This is a genomic window from Variovorax sp. RTB1, assembly GCF_035018765.1.
Taxonomy (GTDB): Bacteria; Pseudomonadota; Gammaproteobacteria; order Burkholderiales; family Burkholderiaceae_C; genus Variovorax.
Genome location: NZ_JASJXG010000033.1, coordinates 15,115 through 33,975, shown reverse-complemented (window position 1 = coordinate 33,975; position 18,861 = coordinate 15,115). Strand labels below are relative to the sequence as shown.

The following is an 18,861-nucleotide window of genomic DNA, read 5'->3' as shown; positions in this document are numbered from 1 at the left end:
CGAAGAGAACAACGGAGAACATCGATGCTGTCACGCACCGCCGACCACCTCTACTGGATGTCGCGCTACACCGAACGGGCCGAGAACACGGCCCGCATGCTCGACGTCAACTACCAGACGTCGCTGCTGCCGCAATCGGCCGAAGTGGCCAAGTACGGCTGGCAAGGCTTGCTGTCGATCAGCGAGCTCCTGCCGGCGTACAACAAGAAGCACGAGCAGATCGTGCCCGGCGAGGTGATGGAGTTCATGGTCAAGGACGAGGGCAATCCGTCGTCGATCTTGTCTTGCCTGCGGGCTGCGCGCGAGAACGCACGGGCGGTGCGCGGCGCGCTTACCACCGAGGCTTGGGAGACGCAGAACACCACCTGGCTCGAAGTGAATCGCATGCTGCGTGCGGGCGACTTCGAACGTGACCCTGCGCAGTTCTTCGAATGGGTCAAGTTCCGCTCGCACCTGTCGCGCGGCGTCACGCTCGGCACGATGCTGCAAGACGAAGCGTTCTACTTTGCTCGCCTTGGCACGTTCTTGGAGCGCGCCGACAACACGGCACGCCTCATCGACGTCAAGTTCCATGCGCTGAACAGCGAGTTCTTCGGCACTGCGACCGAAGAAGATCAGGAGTACGACTTCTATCACTGGAGCGCGATCCTGCGCAGCGTGTCGGCCTTCGAGGTGTATCGCAAGGTCTATCGCGACGTCATCAAGCCCGAGCGCGTGGCCGAGCTGTTGATGCTGCGCCCCGACATGCCGCGTTCTTTGCACGCGTGCCTGCACGAGGTCGTTAACAACCTCGCCAAGGTTGCCAATGACCAGAGCGCCGAGACGCAACGCCGTGCCGGCAAGCTGCTGGCCGACCTGCAGTTCGCGCGAGTCGACGAGATTTTGGCGACGGGGTTGCACGCGTACCTGACCCAGTTCCTGGATCGGGTGAACGAAATCGGTGGCCGCATCAGCCAGGACTTCCTGGTGCCGACGGCACACTGAGAAAGTGGAGGCCGTTGCGCGGCTGTCGCCTACCCGCACCGGGTGAGGCGGACGACGCTGCAACCAGTATGTCGGTTCTTAGACTTAGGCGTCCGAGAGGCGCTTATGACACTCCGTATCTATCTCGTCGAAGACCACCAGCGTATTCGCGACCAGTTAATCCCAATGCTGCAGGAGTTGCCGGACTGCCGAGTGGTCGGTGTGGCCGAATCGGAGGCCGATGCCTGCCACTGGTTGAATAACAACCAGGCGGCCTGGGATATGGTGATCGCTGACTTGTTCCTGCAGGAAGGCTCTGGCCTCGCAGTACTGCGCTGCTGCCGCGACCGCAGGCCGCAACAACGCGTCGTGGTTCTGACCAACACCCCCAACACCAGCGTGCGCAAGTGGTGCAAGAAGCTGGGCGCCGACGCCGTGTTCGACAAATCCGAAGAGCTGGAAGCGTTCTACGCGTTTTGCGCTGCCTGAAATCTTTCAGGCGAGCGTTGCGCGACGTACTGCGTGTGCCCAGCGCGCCATCGCTTCTTCAGCCTGCGGCCGTTCCATCGTCGGCAAGAATCGCCGCTCCACTTTCCACAGCTTCGTGAGCTGTGCCACGTCGCTGTAGACGCCTGTCGACAGGCCCGCAAGGTACGCAGCGCCGAGGGCCGTCGTCTCGGTCACTTCGGGGCGCACCACCGGAATTCCGAGGAGGTCAGCCTGAAACTGCATCAGCAAATCGTTGACAGAAGCGCCGCCGTCGACGCGAAGTTCTGCCACCGGCTGGCCGCCCGCCGCAACCGCATCCCGGCTCATCGCCTGCAACAGTGCGGCGCTCTGGTAGGCAATGCTTTCAAGCGCGGCGCGAGCGATGTGCGCGACGGTCGTGCCGCGCGTGAGGCCAGTGATGGTGCCGCGCGCATCGGCATTCCAGTAGGGTGCGCCGAGTCCGGTGAAGGCCGGCACCATCATCACGCCGCCCGCGTCGGGCACGCTCTCGGCCAGCGACTGCACCTCGGCGCTGCCCTTGATTGCCTTCAGTCCGTCACGCAACCACTGCACGACCGCACCGCCGACGAAGACGCTGCCCTCCATCGCAAAGCGCGGCGTGGCGTCGATCTGTGCGGCGCTGGTGACCAGCAGGCCGTTTTGCGAGGGCCGGAATGCTTCGCCCGTGTGCATCAGCAAGAAGCAGCCGGTGCCGTAGGTGTTCTTGGCCATGCCGGCGTCGAAGCACGCCTGACCGAAAAGGGCGCTTTGCTGGTCGCCCGCAACGCCGCCGATCGGCAGCGATCGGCCGAGCAAACCGGCGTCGATATCGGCGAAATGCGAGCTCGATGGTTGCACCGTGGGCATCAGCGAGGCGGGGATATCGAGGGCGCGGAGGAGGTCGGCGTCCCACCGGTTTTGGTGGACGTTGAAGAGCATGGTGCGCGATGCGTTGCTGACATCGGTGACATGCGCCTTGCCGCCGGTGAGCTGCCACATGAGCCAGCTGTCGACGGTGCCGAAAGCGAGTTCGCCCCGATCGGCCGCGGCACGTGCGCCGGGCACGTTGTCGAGCAGCCAGCGCAGCTTGGTACCGGAGAAGTACGCATCGATCACCAGGCCGGTCTTGTCGCGGATGGTGTCGGTGAGTCCGTCTTGGCGCAGTTGGGCGCACATCGGTTCGGCGCGGCGGTCTTGCCAGACGATGGCGTTGTGTACCGGCTCGCCGGTCTTACGGTTCCACAGCACGGTGGTTTCGCGCTGGTTGGTGATGCCGATGGCGTGGATGTCCTTGGCGTCCAGCTTCGCCTTTGTGAGTACGTCGCGCGCCGTGGCGAGCTGGCTGCGCCAGATTTCGCGCGGGTCGTGCTCGACCCAGCCGGGCTGGGGATAGATTTGTGTCAGCTCCTGCTGCGCCAGCGCGACGATGTGTCCTTCTCGGTCGAACACGATGCTGCGGGAGCTGGACGTGCCCTGGTCGAGTGCAAGCAGATAGGGCGCGCCAGAAGGCGTGCCGGAGTTCGTCGCGGAAGTCATGGCGGAAGCCTTCAATTGGCGCGAGCGATGTTGCAACGCACTTGTGCGCGCTCGAGCAGTGCAGGAAAGGGCGAGGGCGGATCGGCGTCGGTGAAAAGGCAATCGATCTGCGAAAGCGTGCCCAGTTCGATCATCGCGGGCCGGTTGAACTTGCTGGCATCGGCCGCGAGCCAGACCTCTCGCGCCTGCGCAATGATGGTCTGCGCGACCTTCACTTCACGCAGGTCGAAGTCGCGCAGCGAGCCGTCGGACTCGATGCTCGACACCCCGATCAACGCGATGTCGACCTTGAACTGACGGATGAAATCGATGGTCGCTTCGCCCACGATCGCGCGGTCGCGTGCCCGCACCGAGCCGCCCGCGACGATGACCTCGCAAGCCGGGTTGCCACTCAGGATGGTCGCGACGTTGAGGTTGTTGGTGATCACGCGCAGCCCGGTGTGACGCAGCAGTTGTTGTGCGATGGCCTCGGTCGTCGTGCCGATGTTCAGGATCAACGAGCAGTCGTTCGGCACCTGCTCGGCGACGGCGCGCGCGATGCGTATCTTGCCTTCGGCGTTGAGAGAGGCCCGCTGCGGATAGCCGATGTTCTCGGTGGTCGAACTCGGCACGCGAACGCCACCGTGGAAGCGCGTCAGCAGACCTTCGTCGGCCAGCCGCTGCACGTCGCGGCGCACCGTCTGCAGGGTCACGCCGAGCATCTCGGCGAGCTGCTCGACCGTCACCGTGCCGCGGGCGCGCACGGTGTCGAGCAGGTTGATCTGGCGAGGGTTGGAGTTCACTTGGGAAGTGGTTGAAACGCGAGTCGTGTCACTTTAGAACGAAAAGAAACGAATCCGATTAAGGGAAAACTCTGACCCTAATCGCGTCGTAAGGAGCCAGAATGAAAAAAAACGAACACACGCAACCCCGATTGCGTGTTCGAAATCACAGCCAACCAGGCACCCTCGTGAGCGATATTTCTTCTTCACTGCCCGAATCCGAGACCGACTGCGATGTGCTCATCGTAGGCGGTGGCATCAATGGCTGCGGCATTGCACGCGACTTGGCCGGCCGCGGCTGGCGCGTGGTGCTCTGCGAAAAAGACGATCTCGCTGCGCACACTTCGTCGTCGTCGACCAAGCTCATCCACGGCGGTCTGCGCTACCTGGAGTATTACGAGTTTTCGATGGTGCGCAAATCCTTGCAGGAGCGCGAAGTGCTCCTCAAGAGCGCACCGCACATCATGTGGCCGCTGCGCTTCGTGATGCCGCACGACCCATCGATGCGACCTGCCTGGATGATCCGTCTCGGCCTGTTCATGTACGACCACCTGGCCAAACGCGAAGTGTTGCCCGGCTCGCGCAACATCGACCTGCGCAAGCATGCGGCGGGTGTGCCGCTCAAGAAGTCCTACCGGCGCGGCTTCGTTTATTCCGATGGCTGGGTCGATGACGCGCGGCTCGTGGTCCTCAACGCGATCGACGCACGCGCCAAGGGCGCCGAGGTACTGACACGCACCCGATGCATCAGCGCGCAGCGGGGCGCCGACCACTGGGTCGCGACGGTGGAGGGCCCCACGGGTCAACGGTCGATACGGGCTCGCGCGGTGGTCAATGCGGCCGGCCCGTGGGCGGAGGCGTTCTTGCGCGGTGTGGCGCATTCGGCCAGAGGCGAGTCGCTCGCAACCAAAAGTCTGCGGCTGGTCAAGGGCAGCCACATCGTGGTCAAGCGCCTCTTCGAACACGACCACGCCTACATCTTTCAGAACCCCGACAAGCGCATCATTTTTGCGATTCCGTACGAGCAGGATTTCACCCTGATCGGCACGACCGACATCGAGCTCACCGGTAACGATCCGGGTGCCGCAAAGATTGGTGACGACGAGATTTCCTATCTTTGCGACCAGGCCAGTCGCTACTTCGAGAAGCCCATCGTCCCTGCCGACGTCGTGTGGACCTACTCTGGCGTGCGGCCTCTGCTCGACGACGAATCGGGCGATCCTTCGGCCGTCACGCGGGACTACATGCTGGAGTCCAGCACGAATGCCGCGCCGCTGCTGTCGGTGTGGGGCGGGAAGATCACGACGTTTCGCAAGCTGGCGGAAGACGCTGCCGACGAGGTCGGCAAGATGCTGGGCGAAGACAGCACCAAGCGGCCCGCGTGGACCGATGGCGCCTTCATGGCGGGTGGCGACCTTTCTGGTTTTATCGGAGCGCCCACACGACCCGACGACGACTTCGAGCGTTTCGTCATCGCTGTCCAGGCCCGCTATCCCTGGCTGGAGGTGTCGCTGGCACGCCGGCTGGCGCGTGCCTACGGCGCTCGCGTGGTGGACCTTATCGGGCCGGCCGTGTCGATGCTGGACATGGGCGCCGCGGTCTCGCCCGGTCTGCACGAGCGCGAACTGCGCTTCCTGCGAGACCACGAATGGGCAGTGAACGCAGACGATGTCTTGTGGCGTCGCTCCAAGCTCGGTCTGCACTACACCTCGGTGCAACAAGAACAAGTCGCCGCCTGGCTGCATGCCAACGCGAAAAATAACTGACGCAGGGAGGCACTGAATGCAATTGACACTCGAGCGGGTCACCAAGAAGGTGGGTGCCCAAACATGGCTCTATGAGCAAAGCATAGCCCCGCGCAGCGGCGCCGTGACGGTGCTGCTCGGTGCCACGCAGGCCGGCAAGACCAGCCTGATGCGCCTGATGGCAGGCCTGGACACACCGACCGAGGGCAAGGTTTTGGTCGACGGAAAAGACGTCACCGGCATGCCGGTGCGGGAGCGCAATGTCGCGATGGTCTATCAGCAGTTCATCAACTATCCGTCGCTCACGGTGGCAGCCAACATCGCCTCGCCGCTGAAGCTGCGCGGTGAAAAGGACATCGACGCCAAGGTGCGGGCGCTGGCCGACAAGCTGCACATCGGCATGTTCCTGGAGCGCTTGCCGGCCGAGCTGTCGGGCGGCCAGCAGCAGCGCGTGGCGCTGGCGCGCGCACTGGCCAAGAACGCGCCGCTGATGCTGCTCGACGAGCCGCTGGTCAACCTCGACTACAAGCTGCGCGAAGGTCTGCGCGAAGAACTCACACAGCTGTTCGCCAGCGGTGATTCGACCGTGATCTACGCCACGACCGAGCCCGGCGAAGCGCTGCTGCTGGGTGGCTACACCGCGGTCATGGATGCAGGCGAACTGCTGCAGTACGGTCCCACTGCCGAAGTGTTCCACGCGCCGCAATCGCTGCGAGTGGCGCGCGCCTTCAGCGATCCGCCGATGAACCTGCTGGCCGGCACCGCCGTCGACGGCGGTGTCCAACTCACGACCGGCCCCCTGCTGCGCATGGCAGTGCCGCCCAACGTTTCAGGTGCGGTCACCGTGGGCCTGCGCTCGAGTGCGCTCAACGTCGGCGATGGGGAAGGCGACATCGCCTTGCCCGGCAAGGTCGAGCTGGCAGAGATATCCGGTTCCGACACCTTCGTCCACGTCGAAACCGCCGTCGGCGAACTGGTGGCGCAGCTGACCGGCGTGCACCGCTTCGAACTGGGCGCCTCGATCACGCTGTATTTCAATGCCGCGCGCGCTTACGTTTTCGACGCGGCGGGGCAGCTGGCGGTCGCGCCGTTGTGGCGCAAAGGAAGCTGACATGGCCCGCATCGACCTCGACCTGGCGCACGCCTACCGTGCCAACCCGACGCAAGACAGCGATTACGCGCTGCTGCCGCTCAAGATGAGCTTTCGCGATGGCGGCGCCTACGCGTTGCTCGGTCCCTCGGGCTGCGGCAAGACGACCATGCTGAATGTGATCTCGGGCCTGCTGGTGCCGTCGCAAGGCACCGTCACTTTCGATGGTCGCGACATGACACATGCCAGCCCGCAGGAACGCAACATCGCGCAGGTGTTCCAGTTCCCGGTGATCTACGACACCATGACCGTGGCCGAGAACCTGGCGTTTCCGCTGCGCAACCGCAAGGTGCCGGCCGACCAGATCAAGAAGCGGGTCGGCGAAATTGCCGAGATGCTCGACATGAGCGGTCAGCTGAACCAGCGCGCGTCGGGGCTCGCGGCCGACGCCAAGCAAAAGATATCGCTCGGTCGCGGCCTGGTGCGCAGCGACGTGTCTGCCGTGCTGTTCGATGAGCCGCTCACCGTCATCGATCCGCACCTCAAGTGGCAGTTGCGACGCAAGCTCAAGCAGATCCACCGCGAACTGAAGCTGACGCTGATCTACGTGACGCACGACCAGGTCGAGGCACTCACTTTCGCCGAAGAGGTGGTGGTGATGACGCGCGGCAAGGCAGTGCAGGTGGGCAGCGCGGAGGCGCTTTTCGAACGGCCGGCGCATACCTTCGTTGGCCATTTCATCGGATCGCCCGGCATGAACTTTCTCCCTGCGCAAAGCATCGGAGGCGGTATCGAGGTCGCGGGAACACGACTCGCCGCGATGCGCGAACTGCCCGATGGTGCGCTCAAGCTGGGCATTCGTCCCGAGTACCTGCGCATGGCAGCGGCGCAAGCGCCCGGCGCCGTGCCCGCGACCGTCACTCAGGTGCAGGACGTGGGCACCCATTCGATGCTGAGCGCAGAGGCCGGGGGCACGAGGCTCAAGGCACGCCTCAGTTCAGAAACGCTTCCACCGAAGGTCGGCGACACCGTCTGGCTCAAAGTGCTGGACGCCCACACCTGCTACTACCGCGACGAGGAATTGGTATGAGACGCTGGGCCGCTCCCACGATGAACAGTAACGAAGTGCGCAGCACGAAGGTTTTGCCATGAGCACCACGACGAAACCTGTCAACCAGAAGGCATGGTGGCTCGTGCTGCCAGTGCTCATCTGCGTCGCCTTCTCGGCCATCATTCCGTTGATGACGGTGGTCAACTATTCGGTGCAGGACATCATCTCACCCGAGCGGCGCGTGTTCGTCGGCACCGAGTGGTTCGCCTCCGTGATGCGCGACAGCGAGCTGCATGAAGCACTGTGGCGGCAACTCACGTTCTCCATCGCCGTCCTGCTGGTGGAGATTCCGCTCGGCATCATGCTCGCGCTGTCGATGCCGGCCAAGGGATGGAAGTCGTCGGCGGTGCTGGTGCTGGTCGCGCTGTCGTTGTTGATTCCGTGGAACGTGGTCGGCACCATCTGGCAGATCTATGCGCGGACCGACATCGGCCTGCTCGGTGCGACGCTGCAGTGGTTGGGGATCAGCTTCAACTACACCGGCGATTCGCTCGACGCCTGGCTCACCGTGCTTGTGATGGACGTCTGGCACTGGACGCCGCTGGTGGCGCTGCTCGGCTATGCCGGCCTGCGCTCGATTCCCGATGCTTACTACCAGGCGGCCCGTATCGACGGTGCGAGCAAGTTCGCGGTGTTCCGCTTTATCCAGTTGCCCAAGATGCGCGGCGTGCTGATGATCGCAGTGCTGTTGCGCTTCATGGACAGCTTCATGATCTACACCGAGCCTTTCGTATTGACCGGCGGCGGCCCCGGCAATGCAACGACCTTTCTGAGCCAGTACCTTACGCAGAAAGCAGTGGGCCAGTTCGACCTGGGTCCGGCAGCAGCCTTTTCGCTGATCTACTTTTTGATCATCTTGCTGCTCTGCTTCATCCTCTACAACTGGATGCAGCGGGTCGGCACGCAGCAGGTGGAGGTGGAGCAGTGAGCGCAGTGCAGGGCCGCCCCAAACAAGCTTGCGCCCCCTCGGGGGGCAGCGAGGACACGAAGTGCCGAGCGTGGAGGTCAACATGAACGAAAACCGGTTTCAGAAACGCAGCATCTTTCTGGTGCTCTACATCGTGTTCGCGCTGCTGCCCATCTACTGGATGGTGAACATGAGCTTCAAGACCAACGAGGAAATCCTGTCGAGCTTCTCGTTCTTGCCGCACGCCTTCACCTGGGCTAACTATGTGAAGATTTTTACGGACGAGTCTTGGTATTCCGGCTACATCAACAGCCTGATCTATGTCGGCATCAACACGGTGATCTCGCTCACCGTGGCGCTGCCCGCTGCCTATGCCTTTTCGCGCTACTCGTTCCTTGGCGACAAGCACGTGTTCTTCTGGTTGCTGACCAACCGCATGACGCCGCCCGCGGTGTTCCTGCTGCCGTTCTTCCAGCTCTATTCGACGGTCGGCCTGATGGACACGCACCTGGGCGTGGCGCTGGCCCACCTGCTGTTCAACGTGCCGCTGGCGGTGTGGATTCTGGAAGGCTTCATGAGCGGTATCCCGCGCGAAATCGACGAAACAGCCTATATCGACGGCTACTCTTTCCCGCGCTTTTTCATTCGCATCTTCTTGCCGCTGATCAAGGCCGGCGTGGGCGTGGCGGCGTTCTTCTGCTTCATGTTCAGCTGGGTCGAACTGCTGCTGGCACGCACGCTGACCAGCGTGAATGCCAAACCTATCGTTGCCACCATGACGCGCACCGTGAGTGCCTCGGGCATGGACTGGGCCACGCTGGCGGCAGCCGGCGTGCTCACTATCGTGCCGGGCGCGATCGTGATCTGGTTCGTGCGTCACTACATTGCCAAGGGCTTCGCGATGGGGAGAGTCTGATGTTTCAATGGATGGTCTGGACCACCCCGGTGGCCGTTTTCTTCTCGTGCATCGGCCTCATGCTGGTCGGTATGACTGTATGGGAATTCAAGTCGCCCACCACGTTGCGGCGCGGCTGGTTGCCGATCGAAACGACCCGTGGCGATCGCCTGTTCATAGGCCTGCTCACAGCAGCGTTTCTGAACCTCATCTTCATCGGCCTCGCGGGCAAGTTTCAAGAATGGATGAGCCTGGAAGCCGAGCCATCGATCTGGATCAGCTTCGTACTGTCGATGGGGGTGCTCGCATTGGTGATGCGAAAGGGCTGACTGAATTTCAGGAGGTGAATCCGGCTCGTTGCTTCCCCAGAGCCGCCGAGGATTCCAAACAGGAGGGGAAGCGACAACCGAGGAGACATTCAAATGAAGATGCGTTACAACGCCCTGGCTCTCGCGGCGGCGATGTTCGCCACGCACGGCGCATGGGCTGGCGAGGCGGAAGCCAAGAAGTGGATCGACACCGAATTTCAGCCGTCGACCTTGTCCAAAGACAAGCAGATGGAAGAGATGAAGTGGTTCATCGATGCGGCCAAGAAACTTCAAGCCAAGGGCGTGAAGGAAATCTCGGTCGTGTCGGAGACGCTGACGGTGCACGAGTACGAATCGAAGACGCTTGCCAAGGCTTTCGAGGAAATCACCGGCATCAAGGTCAAGCACGACATCATCCAGGAGGGCGATGTGGTGGAGAAACTGCAGACCTCGATGCAGTCGGGCAAGTCGATCTATGACGGCTGGATCAACGACTCCGACCACATCGGTACCCACTACCGCTACGGCACCGCACTGGCGCTGAGCGACCAGATGACCGGCGCCTGGAAGGATTACACCAATCCCGGGCTCGACCTGAAAGACTTCATCGGCACCAGCTTCACCACGGCGCCCGATAAAAAGCTGTACCAGTTGCCAGACCAACAGTTCGCCAACCTGTACTGGTTCCGCGCCGACCTGTTCGCGCGCAAGGACCTGCAGGACAAGTTCAAGGCCAAGTACGGCTACGACCTCGGCGTGCCGATCAACTGGTCGGCCTACGAAGACATCGCGGCCTTCTTCAGCGAAGACGTGAAGACCATCGACGGCAAGCCGATCTATGGCCACATGGACTACGGCAAAAAGGACCCGTCGCTGGGCTGGCGTTTCACCGATGCCTGGCTGTCGATGGCTGGCGCCGCCGACAAGGGCATCCCGAACGGATTGCCAATCGACGAGTGGGGCATCCGTGTCGCAGCCGACAACTGCACGCCGGTCGGCGCCTCGGTGGCACGCGGTGGTGCCACCAACTCGCCGGCAGCCGTCTACGCGCTGACCAAGTACATCGACTGGATGAAGAAGTACGCGCCCAAGGAAGCCATGGGCATGACCTTCGGCGAGTCCGGACCGGTGCCAGCGCAAGGGCAGATCGCGCAGCAGGTGTTCTGGTACACCGCCTTCACGGCCGACATGATCAAGCAGGGCTTGCCGGTGGTGAACGCCGACGGTACGCCCAAGTGGCGCATGGCTCCCGGCCCGCATGGCCCGTACTGGAAAGACGGCATGCAGAACGGCTACCAGGACGTGGGCTCGTGGACTTTCCTGAAGTCCAATGACCCAGACCGTGCGACCGCAGCATGGCTCTACGCGCAATTCGTCACCTCCAAGACGACTTCGCTGAAGAAGTCGATCGTCGGGCTGACCTTCATCCGTGACAGCGACATTCGCTCCGACTATTTCACGCAGAACGCGGCGAAGTACGGTGGCCTGATCGAGTTCTATCGCAGCCCGGCCCGGGTGGCGTGGACGCCGACCGGCAACAACGTGCCCGACTATCCGAAGCTGGCCCAGCTCTGGTGGAAGAACGTGGCCGTGGCCGTGACGGGCGAGAAGACGCCGCAGGCCGCCATGGACAACCTGGCCAACGAGATGGACGACGTGATGGGTCGCCTGCAGCGCGCTGGCATGGCCAACTGCCCGCCCAAGCTCAATCCGAAGAGCGATCCTTCGAAGTGGCTGAGCAGCGAACATGCGCCCTGGAAGAAGCTTGCGAACGAAAAGCCAAAGGGTGAGACGGTCGCCTACGAAAAGTTGTTGACCGCATGGAAGGAAGGCCGCGTGCGCTAAACCCGCATCGGCTCGCCGACCTCGCCCCGTACCCGCCTCGTGCGGGGCTCGCGCCCTGTCGATCTCTGTGATCGGCAGGGCGTTTTGCCGACCGCAGGCGGCATACTCCAACGCGCTCCCATGAACATCATTTTTCGTTGCGATCCCGCATTGATCGACTTGCTGCCGCGCCCCGTGGCGGCCAAGGCGATGCTGCCGGACTGGTTGCGCCGGATGGCGCCGAGGGCAGAGTCGGCGGTGCACCAGCGCAGCATTCGCACAGTCAAGCAGTGCCCGCCCTTCGTCGACGCAATGACGCACGGCTTCGTGCTGCTGCTGCCTTGCGACGTGACGGTGAAGGCGGGGCAGTTCAGCTGGGACTGGCCACTGCCCGCGCTGACCGTGCCCGGTCACCCACGCGCGCCGCTCAGTTTTCATGTGCCCGAACAGATCGCCGGTTCACCGCTCGCGCACGGTGGGCGGTCGGCGCTCAAGTTCAACAGCTTCTGGACCGTCGAGCTCGATGCCGGCTGGTCGCTCATGGCGGTGCATCCGGTCAACCGCGACGACCTGCCCTTCAGGCTGGTGACAGGGCTCGTCGACGCCGATCGATTCAACGATGTCGGCATTAACTTCCCGGCGGTGTGGATCGATCCCGCGTTTGATGGCGTGTTGCCGCGTGGCATGCCGGTAGCCCAGTGCTACCCGGTACCGCGGGAGGTGATGACGTTGTCGTGCGAGGCGATGTCTGCCGAACGCGTCGCCGCCTACGAAACCGTCGCCACGAAAATCATGGCCGGGCCGGGCGTCTACCGCAAGGGCTATCGCAGCAAACGCGTGAGCTGAGTTGTCGGCTCATGTGGTGGTACCGCGTAGTGCGGCGCGCAAATCATCTAGGTTGAGCCAGAGACGGCCGGCACTCGGCGTCGACAGCGCATGCGCGATGCGCCCGAAAGTGTCTTCGCGCAAGTGGTACGCGCGGCCGTAGGCGTCCATGGCCTCGTCCATCCGGCCTGCCTCCTGCAGCACGATGCCGAGATTGACTTCAACTTCCGCCCGGGGCGGCGCCACGCGCAGCAGCTTCCGGAGCGCTTCGGCCGCACCGTCGAAGTCGCGCAAATCCTGCCGCACCAGCGCGAGTTCGAACCACGCCTTGCCGTTCGCCGGTGCCAGCGCAGCGGCCCGCGACAGCGCGTGCGCCGCGTCGGCAAGGCGGCCTTGCGCCCGCGCCACGCCGCCCGCTACGAGAAGCGACGGCGCATGGTCCGGGCGCGCCATCAAGCTGGCAGCGATGTGCCTGCTGGCGTCCTCCAGTTGGCCGGCGTCGAACTCCAGCTGGGCGAGCAACTGAAGCACCGCGGGGTGCGTGGGATGCGCAGTCAGCGCATGGTCGCAAATGACCCGTGCGCGGTCGGGTTGCCCGGCGTTGACATGAAGGATCGCGAGTTCGAGAAACTTCTCTGCGGGGACCGGTGGCGTGTCCATCGCTCAGTCGATCGCTTTGCGCAGGTTGCGCTTGGCCTGTGCTTCGCAGGCGGCGTGCATGCCGGGCGTGGTGTAGAGCGGATCGCGATCGAAAAAGTGCCGAAGGATATTTCGTCGGCGCGGTTCGAAAACCTCAGGCGGCACATGCGCGTATTCGGCACGGATCTGCCGCTCGTATTCGTCGAAGCGGTCGGTCTGCGCGCCGAGCACCGACAGGTCGATGTCGACAAGCAGCTTTGCATCGTGACCTTCCGGAACGGCATCGTGCCGGGTGGCCAGGATCAGCGAATGAATGCGAGCCGCAGCGTCGACCGAAACACCCGCGGCGATCAATGCGTCACGTGCCCAGTCGGCGCTGCGCTCTTCGTTGTCGTGAGCGTGCACGTCGTAGATTGCATCGTGAAACCACAGCGCCAGTGCGATCTCCGCGGGACGTTCCGCTGCATCCTTTTCGCGCTCGAACCAGGCGATGCATTCGGCCAGATGTTGCAGTGAGTGGTAGTGGCGCTGCGGCTCGGCCCATGCAGTCATCAGTGTTCCAAACAGGGCGGGGGAGGACGACAGGCCGAGCGTCGCCCAAGTCGCCCGCCAGTTCGCGAGCAGCGTGTCGTGGGTTTTTGCAGCGACGTCTTGCACGGGTCCCATCAGCGCATCGCCGCCTTGATCTCGTCGCCCAGTTCGAGCACCGACATCGCGTAGTAGCTGGACCAGTTGTAGCGCGTGATGGCGTAGAAGTTCTCCGTGCCGGCGACGTAGGTCGGCGCATCGCCGCCGTTCTGCAGTTCGATCAGTGCGAGCAATCCGGCGTACCGCGTCGCGTCGCCCTGAAGCACGCCACCGGCGGCGCTGAAGCTGTCTGCGCTGAAGGTCGGAAGGATGTCGGGCGCGAGCAAGATCGTCTTCTTGAGCCGCGTTTCATCGAAGCCGACCGGGAAGGTCGCGGGCCGCCCCGGCAACCAGTGGAACGCCTTGAAGTAGTTGGCGACGGAGCCGATCACATCGTCGGGGCTGTTGACCAGGTCGATGCGGCCATCGCCATCGAAATCGACCGCGTACTTGGCGATGCTGCTGGGCATGAACTGCGGCATGCCCATGGCGCCGGCGTAACTGCCGAGCGGCGCGAGCGGATCGGCAGCGGTGCGACTTTCGGTGCTCAAAAAGCTTTCGAGCTCGCCGCGAAAAAATGCCTGGCGCTCGGCTGCACGCGGATGGCCTTGCGGAAAGTCGAACGACAGCGTGGCCAGCGCATCGATCACACGGAAGCGACCCATATCGCGCCCGTAGATGGTCTCGACACCGATGATGCCGACGATGATTTCCGGCGGCACGCCGTAGGTCGCTTCGGCCCGTGCCAGCGTGTCGGCGTGGGCGCGCCAGAAGCGAACGCCGGCCGCGATGCGCACCGGGTCGATGAAGCGGCTGCGGTAGACGCGCCAGTTCTTCAGCGTGCCGACCGGCGCCGGCAGCATCAGCCGCGGCACGTTCGACAGATAGCGTGCGCTGCCGATGGTGGCGCGCACCCATTCGCGATCGAGGCCGCGCCGTGCGGCCACGTCGTCGGCGAACTGCATGGCGTCGTCGCGGTTCGCGTAGGGGATGCCGCCACGCACGACGGCCGGGCCTGTGGCAGCCGTCGTCGCGATCGTGCGCTTGGCCGGCGCCTTTTGCGCAGTCGCCGGCGTCGCGACGATGCAGGTGCCGAGCATGACGACGATAAAAGAAGTGAGCTTCAAAAGAGAACAGCGCATGCACCGATTGTGCCGTTGGCGCGCGCCCGTTCTTGGCGGGGACAACGCGCCTTCAGCGCGGCCAGGCGAGCCGTCGAAATTCGGCGCGCAGCCTGCGCAAATTGGCGGCTGCTTCCGAAGATGCCCGTGCATACCGTTGCGCTTCCAGCTTCAGCAGCCAGTCGTGCACTGCCTGCCCAGCAGGGCCGAAACGAGCGGTCGTCCGCAGCGCCATCTCCCGCGGTGGCGTCGCATCAGGAACATCGAGCCCGGCACGCTGCAATCGGTTGCGCGCCTGCCTGAGCAACCGGAGCCACGGATCGTGACTACGCCGTTCCCATAACGTCCATCCCGCGCCGATCAGGCTGGCACCAATGAGCAGATAGATCAGTGCGTACGCCAGGTCTTCCAGGCTGGGCGCGTCGAAGCCGATGTTTTTCAGCAGGTTCAGCTGGCTGCTCTGCGTGTAGTTGAGCACCCACTGGTTCCAGCCGTTGTTGATGGCCTCCCAGGCCGCACGCATGTCGATCGCGAAGGTCGGGGCCATTGCGCCGATCGCACCGGCAAAAATGCCTGGCTCTGGCACCAGCCGCTGCAATCGGCCGACACGTCCCGGCGCCACCGCGCCGGTCGGGTCGACGCGTTGCCAGCCGCTGCCTTCTTGCCAGACTTCGGCCCACGCATGGGCGTCGCTGTTGCGCAGGACCCAGTAGTCGTCGATGGTGTTGAACTCCCCGCCCTGGTAGCCGGTGACGATGCGCGCCGGAACGCCGAGCGCCCGCATCAGGATGACGAAGGACGAAGCGATGTGCTCGCAAAAACCCTCCTTGCGGTCGAACCAGAACTCGTCTGCCGTGTCGTTGCCGAAGATGCCCGGGTCGAGCGTGTAGGTGTAGCCGCCGGTGCGCAGACGTTCGAGCACCGCACGCACGAACGCGGGCGTGTCGGCGCCGGCCAGTGCGGCGTCGCTGCGCATCTGCGCGGCCAGCGCGACCGTGCGCGGGTTCGAGCCGTTAGGCAAAGCTTGGTAAGCCTGCAAAGAAGCAGTGCGCTGCAACGGACCGCTGGAGAACTGCGTGTAGCTTTCGGCGCGATATCGCACGAGGTCGTTCAACGCGCGGTTGGCGAACCACTGCAGGTCGGACGTGCCCGTCACCTCGATACCGGCCGGCATCCGCGGTGCGCTCGCCGCGGCATCCAGCGTCAGCAGCCAGGGCCGGTTGCTGGCTTCGAGCGTGACCTCGTAGCGCACTGGCGCGCCCTGCACACGCAAGTTGGGTTGCAGCGCGCCGCGAGCCCACGGCGGCAGGGCGGTCCATTCGCGGCCATCGAACTGCGCCAGCACCGGTCCCCGAAAGTACATGTCGCGCTGCGCGGGCACGGCACCGTCGAACTTGATGCGCGCCGCGATGGTGTCGTCGAGCGCCAGTTGCGCGATGGTGCCGACCCGCATGGTGTTCGATAAGCCGCTGCGTCCCGCCATCGCATCGCCGGGCGTGCCCCATAACGGCGCCAGTCGCGGGAACAGCAGGAACAACGCCAGCATGATCGGCGCACCGGCCAGCGCCATCCAGCCGGCGGTCTTTGCGGCCTGCGTCAACGGCGGACGACCGACCGGCATGTGCGCATTCACCAGCGCCGTCAGCAGGCCGAGCAGCGCGACGAGCATCGTCACCGCGGTCATCAGCGACTGCGAATAGAAGAAGTTGGTAAGCATCGCGAAGAAGCTCAAGAAGAAGATGACGAAGGCATCGCGTTGCGCGCGCAACTCCAGCGTCTTGAGCGCCAGCAGCACGACGACCAGCGTGACGCCGGCATCGCGACCGAGCAACGTGCGATGCGTGGCGAAGGTGGCGATCAGCGTGACCGCGAGCAGGGCAGCGCGCCACCAGCGGCCGGGCAGCGGCCGTGCCTGCACGGCCAGCGTGCCGCGCCACAGCAGCACGGCGGCGGTGAGGCCGGTGCACCACCACGGCAGATTGCCGATTTGCGGCAGCACCACGATGCCGATGACCACGAGCAAAAACAACGTGTCCCGGGCGTCGCGCGGCAGGGCGGCGAGTCGCTTCAGCATGTCGCCAGCACCTCCAGGCAAGCGCGGCGGTGCGCTTCCCCTTGCGATGGCTTGAGCGTGCGGCCGGCCACGCGCAGGCCGTAGTCGACGCCGAGCCGATCGGCCATCGACACCCAGGCGCACAGGCGCGACAGGCGGGCTTCGAGATCGGGCAGTCCAGTGGCTTGCGCATCGAGCCACAGCTCTTCGCGCTGGGCCTGTTGCGCGTCGCGGCTCACCAGGTCTTCCGAGCCGGCAGCTTGGGCTTTGGCCGCCTTCTTCCAGACCACCAGCTTGAGCGGATCGCCACGCCGGTATGCGCGCACGCCGTCGTATTCGCCCGCGCCTTGCGAGCGCAGCAGTGCGGCCGAAGCGGCCTGGTCGGACAATGCCTCGCCGGGCGGCAGCGGCGGCGGATGCAACTCCGGCGCCGGGTACACCAGCATTTGCGCGGCGGGGCGCCATACAGTCCAGACGCGAAAGGTGCCGAGCGGAAAGCGTGTCTCTGCAGTCAGCGGCGGCACTGGATGCAGCCCGCGCGTTTCCGGCTGGAAGGCGATCTCGACGGTCGCGCTGCCTTCGGCAGGCACATCGGTCCAGGCCCACTGCCCGCTGCCGCGCACCGCCATGCCAATGCCGTAGCGCACCGAGCGTCGCGCGTTGTGCAGCACCACGCGAAACACCGCAGCCGCCCTGGCGTACTGCGCTTCGGGTGCGATGAGGTGCATCGACAGTCCGCGCAGCGTGGCGTGACAGACGTGCATTCCGACCGCGACACTGCCGGCCAGCAAAAAGGTCAGCAGATAGCCGAGGTTGAGTTGATAGTTGATCGACGCGATCAACAGCACCAGAAGCGTCGCGCCGAGCATCCAGCCGGCGCGCGTCGGCACGATGTAGACGTTGCGCTGTGTCAGCTCAAGCGTGTCCGACGGCGGGCGGCGCGACAGGAACCAGCGGTCGATGCGGCCCCGCAGCGCCGCGACAGGGTTCATGGAAGTGGGACCGCCGCGATCATCGCGCGCACCTGTTCGACCGAGCCGCGACCGGCATCGCCGACCGGCGTCAGCCGATGCGCGATCGTTTGTGGCAACACCGCCTGCACGTCATCCGGCGCCACATAGTCGCGATTGGCCAGCAGCGCCTGCGCCTTGGCGGCGCGCAGCACCGCGATGCCGGCGCGCGGGGACAGGCCTTGCAAGAACCAACGGCCATTACGGGTTGCAGCGATCAGGTCCTGCACGTAGTTGAGCAGAGCTTCGGCCGCATGCACCTGCTGCACCTTTTGCTGGAGTGCGGTGAGTTCGCCCGGTGTGAGTAACGCCGGCAAGCCGCTGAGCATCTCGCGGCGGTCGGCACCGGCCAGCAACAGCCGCTCGGCGGCGCGGTCGGGGTAGCCGAGCGAGATCCGCATGAGAAAGCGGTCGAGTTGCGACTCGGGCAAGGCGAACGTGCCGAGCTGGTCGTGCGGGTTCTGCGTGGCGATGACGAAGAAGGGCGTTGGCAGCGGCCGCGTTTCGCCTTCGACCGTTACCTGCTTTTCTTCCATCGCTTCGAGCAGCGCGCTCTGGGTCTTGGGGCTGGCGCGGTTGATCTCGTCGGCCAGCAGCACCTGCGCGAAGATCGGCCCGGGATGGAACACGAAGGCCTGCTGCGTGCGGTCGTAGATCGCCACGCCGGAAAGGTCGCCCGGCATCAGGTCGGCGGTGAACTGCACGCGTGAAAAGTGCAGCCCGAAGGTGTGCGACAGCGCGTGGGCCAGGGTGGTCTTGCCCACGCCCGGCACGTCCTCGATCAGCAGGTGCCCGCCTGCCAAAAGGCATGCCACGCAGTCCTTGACCTGGGCCTCTTTGCCCACAATCACCGTGTTAAGCTGACTCAGAAGACTGGCGAGCTTCGCGGCAACGTCCATTTTTGTATCCATATGCAAACAATACCGTAAGGTCCAACAGCCCCGTGCTGAACGAGGC

Annotated in this window: 18 protein-coding genes; 10 read left to right on the top strand and 8 right to left on the bottom strand. The window is 64.3% G+C overall.

Going from position 1 to position 18,861, the window contains the following annotated elements; genetic code table 11:
* Positions 1–24: 24 nt before the first annotated feature.
* On the top strand, positions 25–984 hold the full coding sequence (locus tag QN397_RS18505) for an alpha-E domain-containing protein (RefSeq protein ID WP_187051468.1): 960 nt from the start codon (positions 25–27) through the stop codon (positions 982–984).
* Between the two features lie 105 nt (positions 985–1,089).
* Positions 1,090–1,452, top strand: coding sequence for a response regulator (locus QN397_RS18500; protein ID WP_323501630.1), 363 nt, complete (start codon positions 1,090–1,092; stop codon positions 1,450–1,452).
* 6 nt (positions 1,453–1,458) lie between these two features.
* Here the strand turns inward: QN397_RS18500 and glpK are convergent, their stop codons facing one another.
* Together glpK and QN397_RS18490 are read right to left on the bottom strand one after the other, a co-directional pair.
* A complete protein-coding gene (gene glpK, locus QN397_RS18495; RefSeq protein WP_323501629.1) occupies positions 1,459–2,988 on the bottom strand; it encodes a glycerol kinase GlpK in 1,530 nt (509 codons plus the stop codon).
* An 11-nt stretch (positions 2,989–2,999) separates the two neighbouring features.
* Positions 3,000–3,770, bottom strand: coding sequence for a DeoR/GlpR family DNA-binding transcription regulator (locus QN397_RS18490; protein WP_323499063.1), 771 nt, complete (start codon positions 3,768–3,770; stop codon positions 3,000–3,002).
* Positions 3,771–3,871: 101 nt separating this feature from the next.
* Between QN397_RS18490 and glpD the strand changes: the two genes are divergently transcribed.
* The 8 genes from glpD to QN397_RS18450 all read left to right on the top strand — a co-directional run bounded on the left by glpD (position 3,872) and on the right by QN397_RS18450 (position 12,475).
* A complete protein-coding gene (gene glpD / locus QN397_RS18485; protein WP_323501628.1) occupies positions 3,872–5,515 on the top strand; it encodes a glycerol-3-phosphate dehydrogenase in 1,644 nt (547 codons plus the stop codon).
* 16 nt (positions 5,516–5,531) lie between these two features.
* Positions 5,532–6,605, top strand: coding sequence for an ABC transporter ATP-binding protein (locus QN397_RS18480; RefSeq protein WP_323501627.1), 1,074 nt, complete (start codon positions 5,532–5,534; stop codon positions 6,603–6,605).
* 1 nt (position 6,606) lies between these two features.
* Positions 6,607–7,674, top strand: coding sequence for an ABC transporter ATP-binding protein (locus QN397_RS18475; RefSeq protein ID WP_187051474.1), 1,068 nt, complete (start codon positions 6,607–6,609; stop codon positions 7,672–7,674).
* Between the two features lie 58 nt (positions 7,675–7,732).
* Entirely contained in the window at positions 7,733–8,623 is an 891-nt protein-coding gene (locus tag QN397_RS18470) for a sugar ABC transporter permease (RefSeq protein WP_323499066.1), read from the top strand.
* Between the two features lie 82 nt (positions 8,624–8,705).
* On the top strand, positions 8,706–9,518 hold the full coding sequence (locus tag QN397_RS18465; RefSeq protein WP_323501626.1) for a carbohydrate ABC transporter permease: 813 nt from the start codon (positions 8,706–8,708) through the stop codon (positions 9,516–9,518).
* Positions 9,518–9,826 carry a DUF2160 domain-containing protein gene (locus QN397_RS18460; protein ID WP_323499068.1) on the top strand — a complete coding sequence of 103 codons (309 nt, stop codon included), beginning with the start codon at positions 9,518–9,520 and terminating at the stop codon, positions 9,824–9,826. Before QN397_RS18465 ends, QN397_RS18460 begins: the two co-directional genes overlap by 1 nt.
* A gap of 93 nt (positions 9,827–9,919) precedes the next feature.
* Positions 9,920–11,650, top strand: a complete 1,731-nt coding sequence (locus tag QN397_RS18455) for an ABC transporter substrate-binding protein (RefSeq protein WP_323499070.1) — start codon at positions 9,920–9,922, stop codon at positions 11,648–11,650.
* Between the two features lie 120 nt (positions 11,651–11,770).
* The gene (locus tag QN397_RS18450) at positions 11,771–12,475 is read left to right on the top strand and encodes a hypothetical protein (RefSeq protein ID WP_323501625.1); all 705 of its coding nucleotides are present in this window, start codon (positions 11,771–11,773) and stop codon (positions 12,473–12,475) included.
* A 9-nt stretch (positions 12,476–12,484) separates the two neighbouring features.
* Here QN397_RS18450 and QN397_RS18445 read toward each other — a convergent pair whose 3' ends face one another.
* From QN397_RS18445 to QN397_RS18420, 6 genes are all read right to left on the bottom strand, one after another.
* Entirely contained in the window at positions 12,485–13,114 is a 630-nt protein-coding gene (locus QN397_RS18445) for a tetratricopeptide repeat protein (protein WP_323501624.1), read from the bottom strand.
* Between the two features lie 3 nt (positions 13,115–13,117).
* Positions 13,118–13,759: an N-methyl-D-aspartate receptor NMDAR2C subunit gene (locus QN397_RS18440; protein WP_323499074.1), complete on the bottom strand. Its 642-nt coding sequence runs from the start codon at positions 13,757–13,759 to the stop codon at positions 13,118–13,120.
* Positions 13,759–14,820 carry a lytic murein transglycosylase B gene (gene mltB, locus QN397_RS18435; RefSeq protein ID WP_416352239.1) on the bottom strand — a complete coding sequence of 354 codons (1,062 nt, stop codon included), beginning with the start codon at positions 14,818–14,820 and terminating at the stop codon, positions 13,759–13,761. Before mltB ends, QN397_RS18440 begins: the two co-directional genes overlap by 1 nt.
* Positions 14,821–14,914: 94 nt before the next feature.
* Positions 14,915–16,915 (bottom strand): DUF3488 and transglutaminase-like domain-containing protein, encoded by a 2,001-nt coding sequence (locus QN397_RS18430; protein ID WP_323501623.1) that lies wholly within the window; start codon positions 16,913–16,915, stop codon positions 14,915–14,917.
* The gene (locus QN397_RS18425; protein WP_323501622.1) at positions 16,909–17,886 is read right to left on the bottom strand and encodes a DUF58 domain-containing protein; all 978 of its coding nucleotides are present in this window, start codon (positions 17,884–17,886) and stop codon (positions 16,909–16,911) included. Before QN397_RS18425 ends, QN397_RS18430 begins: the two co-directional genes overlap by 7 nt.
* Complete coding sequence (locus QN397_RS18420; protein ID WP_323501621.1) at positions 17,883–18,803, bottom strand: MoxR family ATPase; 921 nt, start codon at positions 18,801–18,803, stop codon at positions 17,883–17,885. The genes QN397_RS18425 and QN397_RS18420 overlap by 4 nt, the downstream gene beginning before the upstream one ends.
* Positions 18,804–18,861: the final 58 nt, after the last annotated feature.